At 44.8% G+C, this 16,858-nt stretch carries 16 protein-coding genes, 1 pseudogene and 1 riboswitch; of the genes and pseudogenes, 10 read left to right on the forward strand and 7 right to left on the reverse strand.

What is annotated here, in order from left to right; all coding sequences use genetic code 11:
- The first annotated feature begins 243 nt into the window (after positions 1 to 243).
- Positions 244 to 391, forward strand: a riboswitch (cobalamin riboswitch).
- A 123-nt stretch (positions 392 to 514) separates the two neighbouring features.
- Positions 515 to 1,174, forward strand: a complete 660-nt coding sequence (locus NDI42_RS26785) for a HupE/UreJ family protein (protein ID WP_190456113.1) — start codon at positions 515 to 517, stop codon at positions 1,172 to 1,174.
- 135 nt (positions 1,175 to 1,309) lie between these two features.
- On the opposite strand, the gene NDI42_RS26790 is transcribed toward NDI42_RS26785, so the two are convergent.
- Both NDI42_RS26790 and NDI42_RS26795 read right to left on the reverse strand, forming a co-directional pair.
- The gene (locus NDI42_RS26790) at positions 1,310 to 2,152 is read right to left on the reverse strand and encodes a M56 family metallopeptidase (protein ID WP_190456115.1); all 843 of its coding nucleotides are present in this window, start codon (positions 2,150 to 2,152) and stop codon (positions 1,310 to 1,312) included.
- Positions 2,153 to 2,157: 5 nt separating this feature from the next.
- A complete protein-coding gene (locus NDI42_RS26795; RefSeq protein ID WP_190425258.1) occupies positions 2,158 to 2,574 on the reverse strand; it encodes a BlaI/MecI/CopY family transcriptional regulator in 417 nt (138 codons plus the stop codon).
- Positions 2,575 to 3,115: 541 nt separating this feature from the next.
- Between NDI42_RS26795 and NDI42_RS26800 the strand changes: the two genes are divergently transcribed.
- The 5 genes from NDI42_RS26800 to NDI42_RS26820 all read left to right on the forward strand — a co-directional run bounded on the left by NDI42_RS26800 (position 3,116) and on the right by NDI42_RS26820 (position 8,149).
- Entirely contained in the window at positions 3,116 to 4,180 is a 1,065-nt protein-coding gene (locus NDI42_RS26800) for an SGNH/GDSL hydrolase family protein (protein WP_190456116.1), read from the forward strand.
- Between the two features lie 151 nt (positions 4,181 to 4,331).
- A complete protein-coding gene (locus NDI42_RS26805; RefSeq protein ID WP_190456118.1) occupies positions 4,332 to 5,390 on the forward strand; it encodes a M42 family metallopeptidase in 1,059 nt (352 codons plus the stop codon).
- A 55-nt stretch (positions 5,391 to 5,445) separates the two neighbouring features.
- On the forward strand, positions 5,446 to 5,907 hold the full coding sequence (locus NDI42_RS26810; protein ID WP_190436315.1) for a CBS domain-containing protein: 462 nt from the start codon (positions 5,446 to 5,448) through the stop codon (positions 5,905 to 5,907).
- 95 nt (positions 5,908 to 6,002) lie between these two features.
- Positions 6,003 to 6,671, forward strand: coding sequence for a phycobilisome degradation protein NblB (gene nblB, locus NDI42_RS26815; protein ID WP_190456120.1), 669 nt, complete (start codon positions 6,003 to 6,005; stop codon positions 6,669 to 6,671).
- A gap of 653 nt (positions 6,672 to 7,324) precedes the next feature.
- Positions 7,325 to 8,149, forward strand: coding sequence for a PEP-CTERM sorting domain-containing protein (locus NDI42_RS26820; RefSeq protein ID WP_348231786.1), 825 nt, complete (start codon positions 7,325 to 7,327; stop codon positions 8,147 to 8,149).
- Between the two features lie 291 nt (positions 8,150 to 8,440).
- On the opposite strand, the gene hpsE is transcribed toward NDI42_RS26820, so the two are convergent.
- Entirely contained in the window at positions 8,441 to 9,394 is a 954-nt protein-coding gene (gene hpsE, locus NDI42_RS26825; protein ID WP_190456123.1) for a hormogonium polysaccharide biosynthesis glycosyltransferase HpsE, read from the reverse strand.
- Between the two features lie 263 nt (positions 9,395 to 9,657).
- Here hpsE and NDI42_RS26830 point away from each other — a divergent pair, with 263 nt between their 5' ends.
- Together NDI42_RS26830 and NDI42_RS26835 are read left to right on the forward strand one after the other, a co-directional pair.
- Complete coding sequence (locus NDI42_RS26830; RefSeq protein WP_190456124.1) at positions 9,658 to 10,755, forward strand: polysaccharide pyruvyl transferase family protein; 1,098 nt, start codon at positions 9,658 to 9,660, stop codon at positions 10,753 to 10,755.
- A 108-nt stretch (positions 10,756 to 10,863) separates the two neighbouring features.
- Complete coding sequence (locus NDI42_RS26835) at positions 10,864 to 11,979, forward strand: glycosyltransferase (protein WP_190456125.1); 1,116 nt, start codon at positions 10,864 to 10,866, stop codon at positions 11,977 to 11,979.
- A 42-nt stretch (positions 11,980 to 12,021) separates the two neighbouring features.
- On the opposite strand, the gene NDI42_RS26840 is transcribed toward NDI42_RS26835, so the two are convergent.
- Positions 12,022 to 12,780 (reverse strand): HEAT repeat domain-containing protein, encoded by a 759-nt coding sequence (locus NDI42_RS26840; RefSeq protein ID WP_190456127.1) that lies wholly within the window; start codon positions 12,778 to 12,780, stop codon positions 12,022 to 12,024.
- Positions 12,781 to 12,967: 187 nt separating this feature from the next.
- On the opposite strand from NDI42_RS26840, the gene NDI42_RS29010 reads away from it, so the two are divergent.
- Entirely contained in the window at positions 12,968 to 14,347 is a 1,380-nt protein-coding gene (locus NDI42_RS29010) for an IS1/IS1595 family N-terminal zinc-binding domain-containing protein (protein WP_190456129.1), read from the forward strand.
- A 92-nt stretch (positions 14,348 to 14,439) separates the two neighbouring features.
- On the opposite strand, the gene NDI42_RS26850 is transcribed toward NDI42_RS29010, so the two are convergent.
- From NDI42_RS26850 to NDI42_RS26860, 3 genes are all read right to left on the reverse strand, one after another.
- Positions 14,440 to 14,895 carry a GNAT family N-acetyltransferase gene (locus NDI42_RS26850; protein WP_190456131.1) on the reverse strand — a complete coding sequence of 152 codons (456 nt, stop codon included), beginning with the start codon at positions 14,893 to 14,895 and terminating at the stop codon, positions 14,440 to 14,442.
- Positions 14,896 to 14,901: 6 nt separating this feature from the next.
- A complete protein-coding gene (locus NDI42_RS26855; RefSeq protein ID WP_190456133.1) occupies positions 14,902 to 15,096 on the reverse strand; it encodes a DUF8624 family small hydrophobic protein in 195 nt (64 codons plus the stop codon).
- Between the two features lie 78 nt (positions 15,097 to 15,174).
- Entirely contained in the window at positions 15,175 to 16,479 is a 1,305-nt protein-coding gene (locus NDI42_RS26860; RefSeq protein ID WP_190456135.1) for an AmpG family muropeptide MFS transporter, read from the reverse strand.
- Positions 16,480 to 16,588: 109 nt separating this feature from the next.
- Here NDI42_RS26860 and NDI42_RS26865 point away from each other — a divergent pair.
- Positions 16,589 to 16,747 (forward strand): annotated as a pseudogene (locus NDI42_RS26865) (IS701 family transposase); the annotation flags it as partial.
- Between the last annotated feature and the right edge of the window lie 111 nt (positions 16,748 to 16,858).

Genomic DNA, 16,858 nt, shown 5'->3' on the forward strand with positions numbered 1-16,858 from the left:
TTATGAGCTATTGCCAGAAACATCGGAGACATTGATCTACCTTGCCATGATCCGGATCATGGTGAGGCAACTGGCATAAAATTTGACCCCTCGGAACTTTTCAAACATCCTCTCATTGATTTTCCAAGAGTTGGGATCACTTAGGCACATATTCGCTCACTCTTCAAATAAAGTTTGTTCGCGCTGGTAGCCTTTGCAGTTAATTTTACAGACATTTTTTCAAATGCCAACCCTGAAGTGATATGATTGCTCTGCTCAATCGGTTCTGGTGAGGAGCAGCCACCAGAGTTAAGGGGAAAGTTCGGTGCAAGTCCGGCGCTGTCCCGCAGCTGTGATGAGGCATTAGTTACAGCCTCTAAGTCAGAATGCCCACCGATGGGAGATAAAGGGGCTGGGGACTAGGGACTAGGGACTAGGAACTGGGGACTGGGTAAGAATTTTTCCTCTTCCCCAATCGCCAATTCCAATTACCAATCAACAGTAAAGAATTTGATACATCTGCGAGGTACAGATTATGACTAAAATTAAACCCTTTAATTTCTTCAAGCTACTGCCAAGATACATAAGCGTCGCTGCTTTAATCGGGGTTGGCTGTTTAATTGCCCAAAAGCCTGCTTACGCTCACCATTCTATGGGCGGTAACGTACCTTCTAATTTCTTTGAAGGGTTCCTCTCAGGGCTGGCGCACCCGCTGATTGGCTTGGATCATTTTGCTTTTGTGATTGCTATTGGGTTACTGGCGGTTGGCCAAGTGCAGGGCGCACTGATACCAGCGGGATTTGTTCTAGCAGCAATGGTAGGAACTGGGATTCATTTACTGAGCGTTGATTTACCAGTAACAGAGATAATTATTGCTGTTAGCGCGATCGCATTTGGGGCGATGCTGGTAAAACAAAATAAACCTAACTGGATTTTACAGATAGTTTTGGGTGCGATCGCCGGTTTATTTCACGGTTACGCTTATGGTGAGGCGATTATCGGTGCTGGGATGACTGAGTTATTTGCCTACTTGCTAGGTTTTACTTTAATTCAGTATGGCGTTGCTTTTGGTGCTTTCCGGTTTGGTAGTGCGGCGACCCAGAAATTTAACACTCAACGTTTATCCTTTCTGCAACTCGCTGGTTTAGTTATATCTTCAATTGGTGTTGTATTCCTCGCGTCGTCAATTAGTTAGTCATTAGTCAGTAGTTTGTTGTCAGTTGGCGTTTGAATATTTTCAGGTTTCTGGAACCCGAAACCCCTCCCCGATAGCGGGGAGGGGTTATTTTATTTTAGGTAATCAACCGGATTTGATATGACTACTTACAAATTATGTGTGAAATGGCAAAGTAACCAGAGGCAGAAACGCCAAAACTAACCACTTCCAAGTCCACATATTATTAGGGCATCGTGGCAATGGTTCTTGTGAGAGAAGCGCTTCTATACGCTCCATCAAACGATTTGGTGGTGCCACAGAACTGAAAGCAGCACAGAAATTCTCCGATTGAATCGGTGGACAGCTTCCCACCCAAAGCAGAGATTCAGCTAACACTAAAGAATCTACCTTTTGTGCCGCCCATCTATCGGCTCGTAGTTCGCGCAAAAGCAAAAGTTCCTGCCACAAACTTTCTGTATTCGGTAGAAAAGATGTAAGCGATCGCATCCATCCGAGCCAGAAAAACCAAAAGGTATCCCGATAATAATAATGTCCTTGCTCGTGGGCAATTACAGCATCAAGATGCTCCGTATCCAACATTTCCAATAATCCCCGGCTAACGACTAATTCCGGTTCCCAGAAACCAACCTGGGCGCTAAATAGAACGTTTGCGTCGAGAAAACGAACTGTGCCATCAAGTTCGATTTGGGGATAAGTGCGTGTTTGTCGCACAGAACGCCATCCCTCAATGGCTAATTTGAGGCATAAAACGACAGCATACCCTAGAAAGCTTAGAGCCAGAGAATAGCTGAACCATCCGGTTTGCAACCCCCCCATTTGTCCGTTGGCACCCATGCACAGCAGCGCGATCGCTGTCATGATTAGTAACAGTGGCCCAAACAGAAATGACCAAAGCGCTGTTTGCCAACGTTCTTGCCAATTTCCTACAGGATAAGACCATCGCCATCTCAGAAACCAAACCAACAAGAGCGCAAAAAGAATCATCACTAAGTGCATTACTTTTACTCCTCTCTAGCTTGACGTGCAGCCGCCAGACGAAGCGCGATCGCTTCTATTTGCTCTAAACTGGCAGAGTCGAGACTATCTGCGAAGGCGGCGACTACATCCGGGTTTCCCACTGCCAAAAATTTGTGTAACTGATCGTGAGCTTCTATTACCTGCGCCTGGGAGCGAGAAACTAAAGCTCGCCAAGAAAATGTACGTTCTTTTTTATCACAAGCAAGCCAACCTTTCTCAGTCAAGCGACGCAGTACCGTTGTGACTGAAGTATAAGCTAACTCTCGCTCAGGATCTGCCAAAATGCGTTCGTGTACGTCCTTTACGGTGGCAGAACCAAGTTCCCAAATGATACTCAAAATCTCTCTTTCCAAAGGCCCCAAGGACATTTGTTTAGGGCGGTAGTTGGGCATCGAAGCCATATTATCAAATCCAATTAAATAGTTATCTTGTCGGTAAGGTTGCTAATCACAATTAGTTAATAATTGTACCATTTGTCTTAAATCTTAATACCCAGAAGCAACTTATTCCTAAATAAATTAGTCCCTGTATAATCAACCCTTCTTATCTAACCTGTAGGACAAACTCTCATAGCCTGTCGCTCTCGTGATGAGGGAGCGCTACAAAGAAAGATATATTCCACAATTTGTTTAGGGATTATATAGCAATCCTCGGCAGAGTTTTGAGCCAGCCCTTCAGATACCCGACTTCTTAGAGAAGTCGGGTATCTCGCCTTCACGAATCATTTAGGACTGCTATAGCTTTACCCAGTAAGTGTGCTGGGTTTCGTTTTAAAAGCTTAGGCGTGACCGATCTCCGTAATCTTTTCGCTACCCCGGTTTTTTCTGAAATTAGCAAAAACTTTACAGAAGATTCACACTAACTATGTATTTACTGTGTGCAAATACACAGAAAAAGGTTTAGATTTAAAAATCAGCAGAAAATAAAGGCAGGAAAATGACTATGCAAAAACAAATTCTCGCCGCAGGATTTTTCCTCTTATCTTTCATGTTGCCGCTGAAGGCAACGGCAGCAACATTATTTAGCGGGCTTTACGTATTTGGCGACAGTATCTCGGACACGGGTAATGTTTTCAATGCCTCCACGGGTCTAAACGCAAGCAATCCCAATATCCCAATCATTCCTCCTAGCCCTTTCTACTCTAATGGACGTTTCTCCAATGGCCCGGTATGGGTAGATTATCTTGCCCAAGATTTAGGTTTAAGCTTGACTCTGTCCACTGATCCCACTTTGGGTACTCAGCCAATTCAAGGCATAAACTTTGCTGTCGGCGGTGCTACCACAGGAACTGATAACACTATTTTTCCTCTTTTACCAGGATTGCAGCAACAGATTGGATTTTTTTCCAGTCTGATACCAGCTTCTCAGACTGCTGACAAAAATGCTCTCTATATAGTGTTGGCTGGGCCTAATGATTACTTGCCTACACAAAGCAGTTTTAAGCCTTATACAGAACCTGACAAAACCATCGAAAACATAACCTCTGCGGTTAGATCCCTGGCTGCACTGGAAGCTAAAAATATTATGGTAGTTAACTTGCCAGATTTGGGCAGATTGCCACTAACCTCCGGAACTCCGGATGCTGATAGGCTCAACGCTTTAACCAAAAAACATAACTCCAGTTTGTTCAAAACTCTGGATAATTTGAGCGACGATTTAGCGCCCGATGTTAACCTAATTTCCCTGGATTTTAATTCGGCATTTAATGACGCGATCGCTAATCCAGCAAAATATAATTTCACGAATGTCACTGACCGTTGTTTATTCAACCCTCAATGTACGAATCCTAACGAGTATTTGTTTTGGGATCAGATCCATCCGTCAACTGCAACTCATAAGATACTGGGTGAATTAGCCTATTCAAGGCTGACAACACCAACCGAACCTGGAAAGAGCGTTCCAGAACCGGCTTCGGCGCTGGGTATATTAGCTTTTGGTGCTTTAGGTGCTGGTTCGGTGTTGAAAGGCAAACACAAAAAAGTCAGAGTAGGGGCGACTGAAGTATAAATGGTAAATGGGTAGAAGCATCCCATTTTTGGCAACGCGATGCTCCAAAAACAAAGCCTGTCAACGCAACGGCTAGAATAAAGGCCGCGCACTATCCAGGCTTTGTTTGTTCGCCCTTGACTTTAGTTGTCAGGCGTTTTTACTTGTAAGCATGACTTTGTTGGATTACGATAATCTTTTCCAAACGATTGAAGAATTAGTGCTGCACCATTCTCCCAGCGGCGTTGAGGGAGAAATTGACCAGCTGTTAATCAGGCGATTTCAGGCGGCTGGCGTAGAAGTTTGGCAGGATAGTGCAGGTAATGTAATTGCCAAGATTGCGGGACAAAATCCACAAAAAGCGATCGCTATCACCGCCCACAAAGACGAAATTGGTGGCATCGTCAAACAAGTTGGCAAGGAGGGACGGGTAGAAGTTCGCCGTCTTGGAGGCTCTTTCCCTTGGGTTTATGGCGAAGGCGCTGTAGACTTACTCGGAGACGAGCAAACGATTACCGGAATTCTCTCTTTTGGATCGCGTCACATTTCCCATGAATCCCCCCAAAAGTCCCAGCAAGAAGATACTCCGGTGCGTTGGGAAGATGCTTGGGTGGAAACTAAATGCAGTCTCCCAGAACTAGAAGCAGCAGGAATTCGACCGGGAACCCGAATGGTAGTCGGGAAGCATCGCAAGCGCCCGGTCAGAATGAAGGATTGGATTGCCAGTTATACGCTGGATAATAAGGCATCTGTGGCGATTTTGTTGGCGCTGGCGGAAACTGTAAAAAAGCCAGCAGTTGATGTTTATTTGGTGGCTTCTGCTAAAGAGGAAGTCGGCGCAATTGGCGCGATGTACTTTACCCAGAAGCAGCACGTAGATGCTTTGATTGCCTTGGAAATCTGCCCATTGTCGCCGGAATACCCAGTTGCAGACGGAGTAGCACCAGTGCTGCTTTCTCAGGATGGCTATGGCATCTATGATGAAACGCTGAATTGGCAGATACGGCAAGTAGCACAAAAGCTGTTTATTCCGGTGCAATTGGCGACGTTGAGTGGTTTTGGCAGCGATGCCTCAATTGCGATGAAGTTCGGTCATGTTGCGCGTGCAGCTTGTCTCTCCTTTGCGACGCAAAACACGCACGGTTACGAGATTGCTCATTTGGGAGCGATCGCTAACTGCACCCATATCCTTTGCGCCTACTGCGAAACAGAATTTGCTAATAGCTATTGATCCCCGCAATTCCCTACAATGAAGCTACCCATCCTGTGACAGATGTGAGCCACTTATGTCGAAAACTGTAGCCGACGTTATGAGCCGCGACCCTATTTTGGTGCGGACTGACACGCCTCTCAAAGAGGCTATCCAAATCCTGGCAGAACGACGCATCAGCGGTCTGCCAGTGGTGGATGAAAATGGAAAATTGGTGGGGGTAATCTCAGAAACTGACTTGATGTGGCAAGAAACCGGGGCGACTCCCCCCGCTTACATCATGTTTCTAGACAGTGTGATTTATCTGCAAAACCCAGGCACTTACGAACGAGAACTGCATAAGGCGCTGGGGCAAACAGTCGGGGAAGTAATGACCTCTGATGCAATTACAATTGCACCTGATAAATTTTTGCGGGAAGCCGCCGCGCTAATGCACGAGCGAAATGTGCGCCGTTTGCCAGTGATTGATCAATCAGAGCAAGTGATTGGCATCCTGACTCGTGGGGATATTGTGCGGGCAATGGCGGCAGAAATGTAGTACCTATCATTACTCACCCTAAGAGTAGGAAAGTAAAATCCCTACCCAACGTTTTAATCCAACCTTCAAACATCGACGACTAACAACAAATAATAATGAGCATTACCCCTGAGTCTGTTAAAGAATTGCTGGGTTCAGATAATTTTGGCGATCGCATCCGTGCGATTAACCAGTTGCGCCAGTTGGAAGTGGCGATCGCATTTGAACTAATTCAACCTGTTGTTACTGACAGCAATACCAGAGTTCGATATGCAGCTGTCAGCCAGATGGATACGCTGGGACACCAAGATTTAGAAAAAAGTTTAACAATATTACGCGATCGCCTCTTCAACGACCCTGAAGCCGACGTACAAGCTGCTGCTGCTGATGCGCTGGGGGCGCTGAAGCTAAAAGATGCCTTCTTAGACTTGCAGCAAGTTTACCAGCAAAGCCCAGAATGGCTCGTCAAATTCAGCATTATTGCCGCCTTGGGGGAAATGGGCGACGAGCGAGCTTTTGACCTATTACAAGAAGCCCTCACCTCCGATAACGACCTGGTACAAACAGCTGCTATCTCCTCACTAGGAGAACTGGGAGATCCGCGAGCAGTTTCCCTCATCGTTCCCTATGCTACCCATCCAGACTGGCAAATCCGCTACCGAGTAGTACAGGCGCTCCACAGGCTAGGCGGCACAGAGGCACGCTCCACACTAGAAGCTTTGGCAAATGATCAAGTCGAGCAAGTAGCCGAAGAAGCCAAAACTTCTTTAAAATCCGTCTCCTAGCCTGTCTAATAGCGTTTGTAGTGTTGCCGATCGCATCGATTTGAGCAAGCGTATACTAACCTAAAAAAGTTTATTTTCACAGCTAGGGCGAAGCATTTACCAAGTTAACCAGAGCTTAATCTCCAAGCTTGCCTACAAGTGCTTCGCCTGTTTTTGCGCCTATCTAATTAAGTATTTTCCCATAGAAATTTTTAATTACAGTTACTTGTCAAGCAAATATCTCAGTGTTTTCCGAAAAAATATGATTTGAGCATCAGTAATTTGACGGATATTTTTATTAGATTTATTTATTCCCAAACAAGGAAAATTTAAATAATTAAATATTGACTTATTTCATCTTCCTTTTACCCCAACTTTATAAAAATCTCCCGAAAGTACGAAACATCTTGAAGAGTAAGTGAAGTTACCTCCGCATTCTTGCCAACCTCTAGTAGTAACCCCTATAGTGAGAATAACAAAAGCAATCAAGCTTATTTACGCGACCTACTGAGTTGAGAATTCAAAGCTAGAGTGATCCCTTAGATAACTGAGTTTCGTCCATCAGGTGCTTAAGTAGTTTCCAAGACAATCATCTTTAACACTCAAGCAACTTGCCCGGTTCTACTAAAAAATAGTCACTCAACTCAAACGCTAAATATGCGGAGATTGAAATCTTGAAAACCACCTCGATCCTCAAACAGAACCTCATGAAACTCAAGCAAGCTTCAACTATCGTTGGTTTACTCGCTAGCAGCGCCCTCGCGCTCTCCGTAGCTCCCGCCCAAGCATTTAACTTTAATTCCGACGCTGATTTGGGAACCTGCGCGGCTGTTCCCCTGGAGAATCTCGGTAACAATACGGCTTCTGCTTCTAGTCTTTCTTCATGCACCACTGCTGACGGGATTACACTTACAGCTGGTGCAACTAACCCGGTTTCCGGTGGTGCGAAACTGACCAAGAAAGAAGTTAATGGAGTCAAGGGTGTAGGTGTATACAACGATTCCAGCAAAGCAAATCTTGGAAGTCAGCAAGAAACTGACTTCGGCGAAACCCTCACCTTATCGGTTGAGAAACCTACAATATTTGAATCCCTCGATTTGTCTTTCCTGTACAAGAAAGGCGAGTTCGGCGACTTCCTCAATGAAGTTGCTCAAGTTACAGCAGGTGGGTTTACTGGAACCCTAAAGGTTCTTAGTGCTACTCAGGCTCAGTGGAACTGGAACGGTATAGAGCAGTTAGTCACCGCATTAAGCCCCTCTAATAAGTCTGGCGGCGGCTTGTACAGTATTCTGAATCCTTTCGGAAATACAGCAGTTTCCAGCATTGTATTGACATCTCCCCAGGAAGCTGGAACAAGTTACAGATACAGTGACTTTGCTCTAGCAGGAGCCAAAACAGCTTCAGCTTCCGTTCCTGAACCAACAACTCTTGCTGGTCTGGGACTTGTAGGTGGGTTGTTAGTTGCTTCTCGTCGTCGCAAACGTAGCCAAGCTAGCTAGTTTTGAATTCTCAAGCAAATTAAATTAAATATAATTGGGGTGAGAAGCAGAAGTATGTTTCTTGCCCTAATTTTTTGAGATTATTTCTCAAGCAAGCGAATCTAATGTAGGGTGATTGATTGACAAAACTCTATCGCCCTCACCCCCAATCCCTATCCCTCAGGGAGAGGGGAGTCAATCCGAATCTTGTCCCCTCTCCCTGTAAAAGAGGGCTGGGGTGAGGGCGGTTTGGGCAAGAGATATCTTTGATTTATCACTCAACCAGCGAAAGTAGGGTGGTTTCTTTCCACCCTACTTTCTTGTCTTCAAAGATTGACTCCACAGGTAAAAAGGACTGATTAAACTACTCAGTGAAAACTCTATGTCACAAGCAGCAGCAATATCTGCTTTTTGAACTACTTGATACTTGACGAACAGGTAGATGAATTTCCGCAAATCGTTGATGATATAGATGGGAAAAGCAAAAGGTCTCTGCCAAACTTTTAGCCGAATCATGCGGATATGGTGTCGAGCTAAGCCAATCCCGCGTACAACAGAGATTAAGTAGTTTCGCTCCATTCGCCAATGGGGAATTTTATGAGCAATCTGCATCTGTGGGTTGTACCAAATCTCCCAACCACCATTCTGAATATATGAGAGTGCTTCTAAGTCTTCACTAGCTAACATGGATTCCCCCACTCTCCCCTTGAGAATAAGTTGGCTAGGTACATTTTCAAGCCATGCTTGCTGGCGGACGACTAATCCTGAACCAGGAGGCAACATTTTGTTATAACGTTCATATATAAATGCTTTTGAGCCGCGATCTACAATTGCTAGGAAACAGGCTACTTTTTCAAAATCTTCAGGAGGATTAACCTCAAAGTCACCCTTGATGCAACCGTTGTAGGCTCCAGCTTTTGGATGCTCCTGACCAAAACTATAAGCTACTGCAACCCATTCAGGGTTCGGTAAGTTATCGTCATCGAGAAACCCGATGAATCTGCCTTTAGCTTCGGTAACGGCTCGTTGTCTGGCAAATGCCAGTCCTTTTTGAGGTTCAAAACCGTAGGTTAATGGATAAGCTGAAGACCAGTTAGCTTGGTAGTCTTGAACAACTTTTGCTGTACGATCAGTACTGTTGTTGTCGATTACAAGAATTTCCCAGGAAATCTGCTCTGTATGAATTTGCGATCGCAGTCTTTCCAAAACTTCTGGTAATCGATTTTCTCCGTTGTGAGTACAGATTGCTACCGTAAAGTCAACCATTATGAAAAAATAACTGTTGTTTAACGGGAATTACACGATACAAAGCTTTCTGAACTCTACTATATTATAATCTGTTAACTATCAAGCCTGCCTACTTAGCTAAAAGTAATATTTTTTTAATTCAAAAAATTAAATATATTTTTTACTTAAATTTTATTGGTTTATATTATTCGTTAGTAATTAAACCAAAACCATCTACAATAAGTGCCAGCCAGCCTGACAGCGATATCAAAGCGTAGTGCCTCAACAAAAATTATACATATATGAATGTTTCCCCTCCTGAAAACCTTAAAGATATTCTGCATAAATCCTTGGCTAAACTAGAAAGATTTGAAGAGTGTGCCTTACTAGACTATCCTAACTACTTAAATCTAGGCGACCATCTCATATGGATGGGGACTATACTTTACTTAAATGATATTTTAAAGACAAAAATTAAATACGTCGCCAATCTTACAAATTTTTCTGGAGAAGCAATGGAAAAAGAGGCTGGAAATGCTCCTATTTTCCTCAGTGGTGGCGGTAATTTTGGTGATCTCTGGTCTAATATACAAAAGTTTCGAGAAAAAATAATTACTCAATACAAAGATAAACCAATTATAATTTTACCTCAAAGCATATACTTTGCTAATCCAGATAACTTAAAAAGGTCAGCGGAAGTCATTAACCAGCATCCAAATTTAATTTTATTTACTCGCGATAATTATAGCCATAAAATCGCTATTGAGAATTTCTGTAACGCTCAGGTAATTAAAGCGCCTGACATGGCATTTGAAATGCTGGGAATGCCTGGGTTACAATTAAATTATAAACCTAAAGACTCAATATTATATCTCTACAGACAAGACAGAGAGCTGAATGAGAAATTTTCTCCAGATGCGATCGCTATACCAAATTTAGTTGTAGAAGACTGGGTTTCATTCAAGTGGGTGTATGGACATCCAGACTCTAAATTTAATCAAAGTATAGCTACACTTGTTCGAGAATTCTGGCAAAGAGGTTTAAAAACTCCTGACGACTGGATATCCCGGCAAAAATGGCAACAATCCCATCCATATATCTCGAAATTCAACGGGATGTATAATTCTGCTATTCATCGCAAATCGTGGAGTTTTATCCATAGTGGAATTTATCAATTTTATCAACATCGTCTAATTATTACCAATCGCTTGCACGGTCATATTCTTTGTATTATATTGGGCATTCCTCATATATTTTTGCCTAATTCTTATTACAAGAATGAAGGATTTCATGAGAGTTGGACTAAACTTATTCCTTTTTGCAGATTTGTTAAAGAACCAGGACAAATAAAATCTACTGCAAAAGAACTTATGGAACTATTTCCGAGAGGGATGTTATAGCTATTTTCAATTGGATGAGATACTAAGATTCGGTTGAGCCATAGGGAAACCCAACCTACAAGAGACTACAAAAGACTAGGGTTATACTAGATAGCTAATAATTAAATTATGAATGCTGTTATTTCTAAACCTGTACGCATAGCTATTCTGGCGAATCCGGCTGGCGGTGGGGGGATGACAAAGGTAGTAATAAATTTGTTAAAAGGGCTGGTTATACGAGGATATGTGCCAGATTTAGTATTAGATTTTGCCCTGGATAAACCATACATAAAAGATGTTCCAAAGCAGGTAAGAATAGTTGATTTAAAAACTAAAATTGCTTACAAAACGCAAAGTGCGATAAAACTTGTACCTCCTTTAGTACGTTATTTAAGAGAAGAAAAGCCAGATTTATTAATTTCTCACTTAGTGTTTACTAATGTAGTTGTTGCGATCGCGCGGAATTTAGCCTTCGTTCCGGTATGCTTAGCATTAGTCGAACACCTGCCCCTAGCCAATAGTAGCAATTCGCTGCTAAGGATATTCAGGCGATCGCTTTACGCGCAAGCGGATGCAGTGATAACTGTATCAAAAGGGATGGCGCAAGAGCTTGAAACATATTTAAGCATGAAACCGGGGACAGTGCAGGCGATTTACAACCCAGTTGTAGATCCCAATCTATTTCTAGATGCACAAGCACCTTTAGATCATCCTTGGTTTCAAGCAAATCAACCGCCTGTGCTATTAGCTGTTGGACGACTAACAACACAAAAAGATTTTCCAACTTTGCTTCATGCTTTTGCTCGTTTGCGGTTACAACAAAAGGTGCGGTTGTTAATTTTAGGAGAAGGCGAGTTGCGAAAAAAGTTACAAGCTTTGGTTGTCGAGTTGGGTTTAGAAAACGATGTTTCTCTGCCGGGATTTGTGAAAAATCCTTATGCTTATATGAGTCGGGCGGCTGCTTTTGTGCTGTCGTCTCGTTGGGAAGGTTTGCCGACAGTTTTGATTGAAGCGATCGCTTGTGGTTGTCAGGTGGTTTCCACAGACTGTCCGAATGGCCCTAGTGAGATTTTGGCACAGGGAAAATATGGTCGTTTGGTGCCAGTGGGAGATGTTACTGCATTAGCTCAAGCGATGCAACTTGCTCTAGAAAATCCAATTGATGCGCCCCAGTTGAGAAAGCGATCGCAAGACTTTAGCATAGAACGATCTGTGTCAGAGTATTTGCAGCTGATTGGTCAGTAGTCCCAACTTCTCCCAACTTCCCAATCCCCAATCCCCAATCCCCTACAACAACCCTTCCAGTTCTATCGTTTCAATCAGCTGAAGACCTCGTGGATCGCCGACTCTCAAAAGTGCGGCTTTGGCATCTTCTCGGACACCCATTTCTTCATCTTCTGCGAATGCCTCAATCAAGGCATCAATGGTAGTACCGTAGACAGCATTAGAAGGCATTTCCCGGCACAGTTGTCCCAAAGACCAGGCACAGTTGCTGCGAACTGCGGCGATCGGGTCTTGCCTTAAGGCTTCAATTAGGCATGGAATTGATGCCACAATAGCCTCGTAGCCCAACCCAGCCATTTGAGCTAGCCCGCTAGCTGCCCACAGACGGACGGCGGAAATATCGGTTTTTAAGGCATCGGTGAGGGGTGCTAAGGAACGGCGATCGCGGCAATTTCCCAAAGCCCAGACTACGCCTTTGCGGACATAGCCGTTCCAATCAAGGGATAGCCGAGAAATCAATGGCTCTACGGCGCTGGGACTGGGATTGCGCCCCAAGCCATAAGCCGCACTCACCCGCACCAACGGACAGGGGTCACTCAACAGGCGAATCAAATGGGGAATAGCTCGTTCATCCTGAAGTTCGCAAAAAGCTCGCGCCGCTAGCATCCGTTGCTGCGTTCCCGGTGCCTCCAGCAGCGCCAGCATCGCCTCTGGATCTGGCTTAGCTTCTTCCAGGGTATCGAGCGGCTCTATTTTGTCCAGAGGGCTTTCTAGCTCGGTTTCTGGATCGAGTAAGCTTAGGTCATCATCGTCTTCATACATAACTCTATAAAGTATCACTACCGATCTAAATTCCTCTAGTGTCTATCAGCATTACCTGCTCTGGAGACGCACGAAAGTTAAGAAAACTAACATTATGAGTTTGTTACCCCGATCAAAAAGTTGAATTTGGTATAGTACACGACACCAAGAACCTTTAATTTTAATGCTAGATAACAGGGGGAGGAATGTGACAGAACACCTAGAGCCATATCGACGCATGGTTCGTTCCATGCGGTTTGTACCCGCACTTGGGCGACAATACGAATCGCACCAGTCACAGATGCCATCGCCGCCGCCGCTTAACTTTTCGTCGTCGGTGCCATCTACGGTGCCACCTGTAAGGGAAGCAGCCCCCGATCCATCTGAACACATTGCTGCCTTGGTGCGGGAGGCTGTCTCGAAACCAACGGTGCTTCCAGTCACCTATGCGATCGCAGAAAATATAGGCGATCGCATTAGCCGCATGACTACTCCTAAAAAGAAGCAATCGCCGGAAATTATAGCATTCAAAATTCCCCAACCTGACCCCAACTGGAAGCCTGCTACTACAGTGTCTGATTGGCAAAAGTCAGAAGACCTCAGCCATCAGGCTTTCTCTGCACCTGTTGAAGTTGAGGAAACAGCAAACGTTGAAGTTTCCCCGGTTGAAGCCGAAATACCTGCGCCTGTCGGTGTTGAGGAAACACCAAAAGTTGAAGTTTCCCCGGTTGAAGCCGAAACACCGGATGCTTTGGGTGTTGAGGAAAATGCGATCGCACTTTCCCCGGTTGAAGCCGAAACATCAGATGCTGTCGGTGTTGAGGAAACACCAAAAGTTGAAGTTTCCCCGGTCGAAGCCGAAACACCTGCGGCTGATCCAGTATCAGACCAATCAACAGAGGAGACTACTGCGGCGGATGCTGTTGTTGAGGAGATGCCTGAAACGCCCTCAGATGAACCCGAAGCAACCCAACAGCCTACTCTTTTAGACAAAGCGGCATCGGCAATTGAGGCAGTTTTATCTGTTTTCCAGAAGCCAGAAACCGACCAGAACGAGCCTGATGCTACTGTAGAATCCTCTCCGACCAAGGTGGAAGCCGAAATACCTGCCTCTGTATCTCCAGCGTCCGAGGAACCGACTCAGGAGGCTACTGCTGCGGATGCTGTTGTTCAGGAGATGCCTGAAACGCCCTCAAATGAACCCGAAGCAACCCAACAGCCTACTCTTTTAGACAAGGCGGCATCAGCAATTGAGGCAGTTACCTCTATTTTCCAGAACCCAGCCGCCGACCAGAACGAGTCTGCTGTTGCACCCTCACCCGCAGCCGACCAGAAAGCCGCGGAAAGTGAGATGTCTCAGATTACCTGTCCTAAATGCGGAGCTACTGAGGTCAGGAAAAATGGGCATTACAAGGAAAAGCAAAGGTACGTTTGCAAAGAGTGTGGTAAGCAGTTTATGCCTTCTGATTCTGTTGAGCCACAGCAGCCGCAGGCATCTTCTGTGAAATCTGATCAGCCATCTTCAGGAATTTCTCAGGCTAAAAAAGGGAAGAAACAGGCAAAAGGCTTTGGCCGCCCGAAAAGTTAAGTAACGCTAATTTTGTGTGAGTAGGCACCTCTATTTAAGGGTTCCCAGGCTGAGCCTGGGAACGAGGAATTTTTCTTTTTGGAGTGTCTTCTTTAAAGTGGTTTGAGCATCCACAAAGACTGGGTTTGGTACCCAAGCTGGCGGTAAAGATTTAAAGCGGGTTGGTTGGTTTGAAAGACTTGTAAACCCATCTGGCGATCGCCTCTTGCTCTTGCCCAGTTTTCGGCACTATCTACCAAAGCTTTCCCTATACCACGACGGCGGTGTTCTGGCAAGACATAGAGCAAAAAAATGTGAGCATGGCGATCGCCTGTAACCTGATCTATGGCATTTCCTAGCCACAGACAAGCTACAGGGGAAGGACGATCCTCTTTAGGTTCAACCCACCACAGAGGCGTTTTGCTAGAAAAGTAACTTTCAACAGTCTCAGCTAGATGAGAAAAATCTTGCTGTGGGAAAAGTTCGTGGTAAGTCAGCTGCATAAACTTCAGCAGCTTTGCTCGATCTAGCCCTGACCCTTCACGCAACCCGTAACCTGGAGGCAGCATTTAAGTTTAGGAGTCGCTTGGCAGCAAGAAGCTGATTGCTGCTGGCAACTGGGCTTTCTCCGGCTGGGGATTTACTTCCTCAATCGGTGCTGGTGCTGCCATATCTGATGGTAAAAATATCCTGGCGCTGACTGCGACCAGTGCAATCAAAAAGATAAATATTGCTAGGAATGGGGCAATGTATTCGCGAATGATAGCCATATTTGTAGCTCTAGGAGCAGGAGAATTTTCCGAAAACTAAGTTGAAGAATTGTTAAGCTTTCTCATTCTATCCTACAACTAATAAGGTTCATCGTCTTGTTCGTCGAGTCCCGGTATTGACATATCTGGAATAGAACGAGGATTCCAGGGGGCAAACACTGGCAAAAGGACTAATCCAGGCAAGGCAGCGGCGATACTAATCAGGAAAAACAAAGGCCAACCAGTGACTTCTGCTAACCTACCTGCTGGAGCAACCAAAATATCACGGCTGACTGCCATCAAACTTGAGAGTAAAGCATACTGAGTTGCTGAGAAGCGCTGATTGCAAAGACTCATCAAAAATGCAACAAAAGCGGCATTTCCCAGTCCAGCACAAAAGTTTTCAATGTTGATGGTAAGTACCAATAACTGATAGTTTTTACCAACTTGTGCGAGTATCAAGTAAGCTAAATTGCTCACCGCTTGCAAACCGCCAAATACCCAAAGGGAGCGATTAACACCGATTTTGTTGAGAATTGCACCTCCGGCAAGAATGCCAACAATGCTCGCCAGTAGTCCCAAAGTGTTCTGAATCGTACCTACGTCTGTGGGACTGAAGTTTAACCCTGTCTTCTCTAACAAAAAGGGTGTAGACATATTATTAACTAGCGCGTCACCCAGCTTGTAGAGGACGATAAAAACTAGAATTAAAAGTCCTTGGAGTTGACCATTACGTTGAAAGAATTCGATAAATGGCAACCTCACGGCATCAGATAAAGAAGCGGGTGGGCGATCGCGTTCTATAGGTTCCGGTGCCAAAATCGCACTTACTAACCCAACTCCCATTAGCAGTGCCATCAACAAGTAAACCGTCCCCCAAGGCATTTTATATTTATCTGCCAAAACCAGCGCCAGACCACCAGTGATGAGCAAAGCAACGCGATATCCTAAAACAAAAATCGCTGCACCGGCTCCCATTTCCCGTTCTTCTAAAACATCAGTACGATAGGCATCGGCAGCGATGTCCTGAGTCGCACTGAAGAAGGCAATCAGCAAGGCATTAATGGCTAACAGTTGCAGGGCTTGCGATGGCTTTTGCAGAGCCATTGCTGCGATCGCTACCAATAACGCCCCTTGAGTCAGTACCAGCCAGCCACGACGCCGCCCCAAAAACGGCGGTATAAAGCGGTCAAGTAAGGGCGACCAAATAAACTTGAGTGAGTAGGGCAAACCGACCAAGCTAAACAACCCAATCGCGCCCAAATTCACGTTTTCAACGGTCATCCAGGCTTGCAACGTCTTACTCGTTAAAAACAAAGGCAAACCTGATGAAAAGCCCAAAAACAACAGCGCTGCCATCTTGCGGCTTTGAAAAACTTTTAAAAAAGATTGGGTTTCTTTCACGACTGAAAAAGGCTCCTCACAATCTGATTAGTTATTAGTCATTAGCGCTCTTTCATCACTCTAGGCAGAGGATAATGGGCTTAAAACTGCTCAAAGCCAGAACCAACCTATGACAGAGCGTCGTCAAGCTTCCCCAACCGTAAAATTCGTGGATGAATACTGTCAATGGTATCAACAGTTGTTTCCAGAAGTCAGAAGTTATGAAGCCTTTAAGTATCTTCATGTGGGCATGATTTCGGACATTAAGCGAAAATCATTACCTGAGATATAGCGTTTCCTAGTCTGCTGAGGTACAGTAACAGCAGTGTGTAAACCAATTTTGGATGTCCTTCAAGGAGAGCTTATTAAATGCTTCCTCTATGGCTTTGGCTAAGTCAGG

Origin of the sequence: Funiculus sociatus GB2-C1, from assembly GCF_039962115.1 — a bacterium.
Classification (GTDB): Bacteria; Cyanobacteriota; Cyanobacteriia; order Cyanobacteriales; family FACHB-T130; genus Funiculus; species Funiculus sociatus.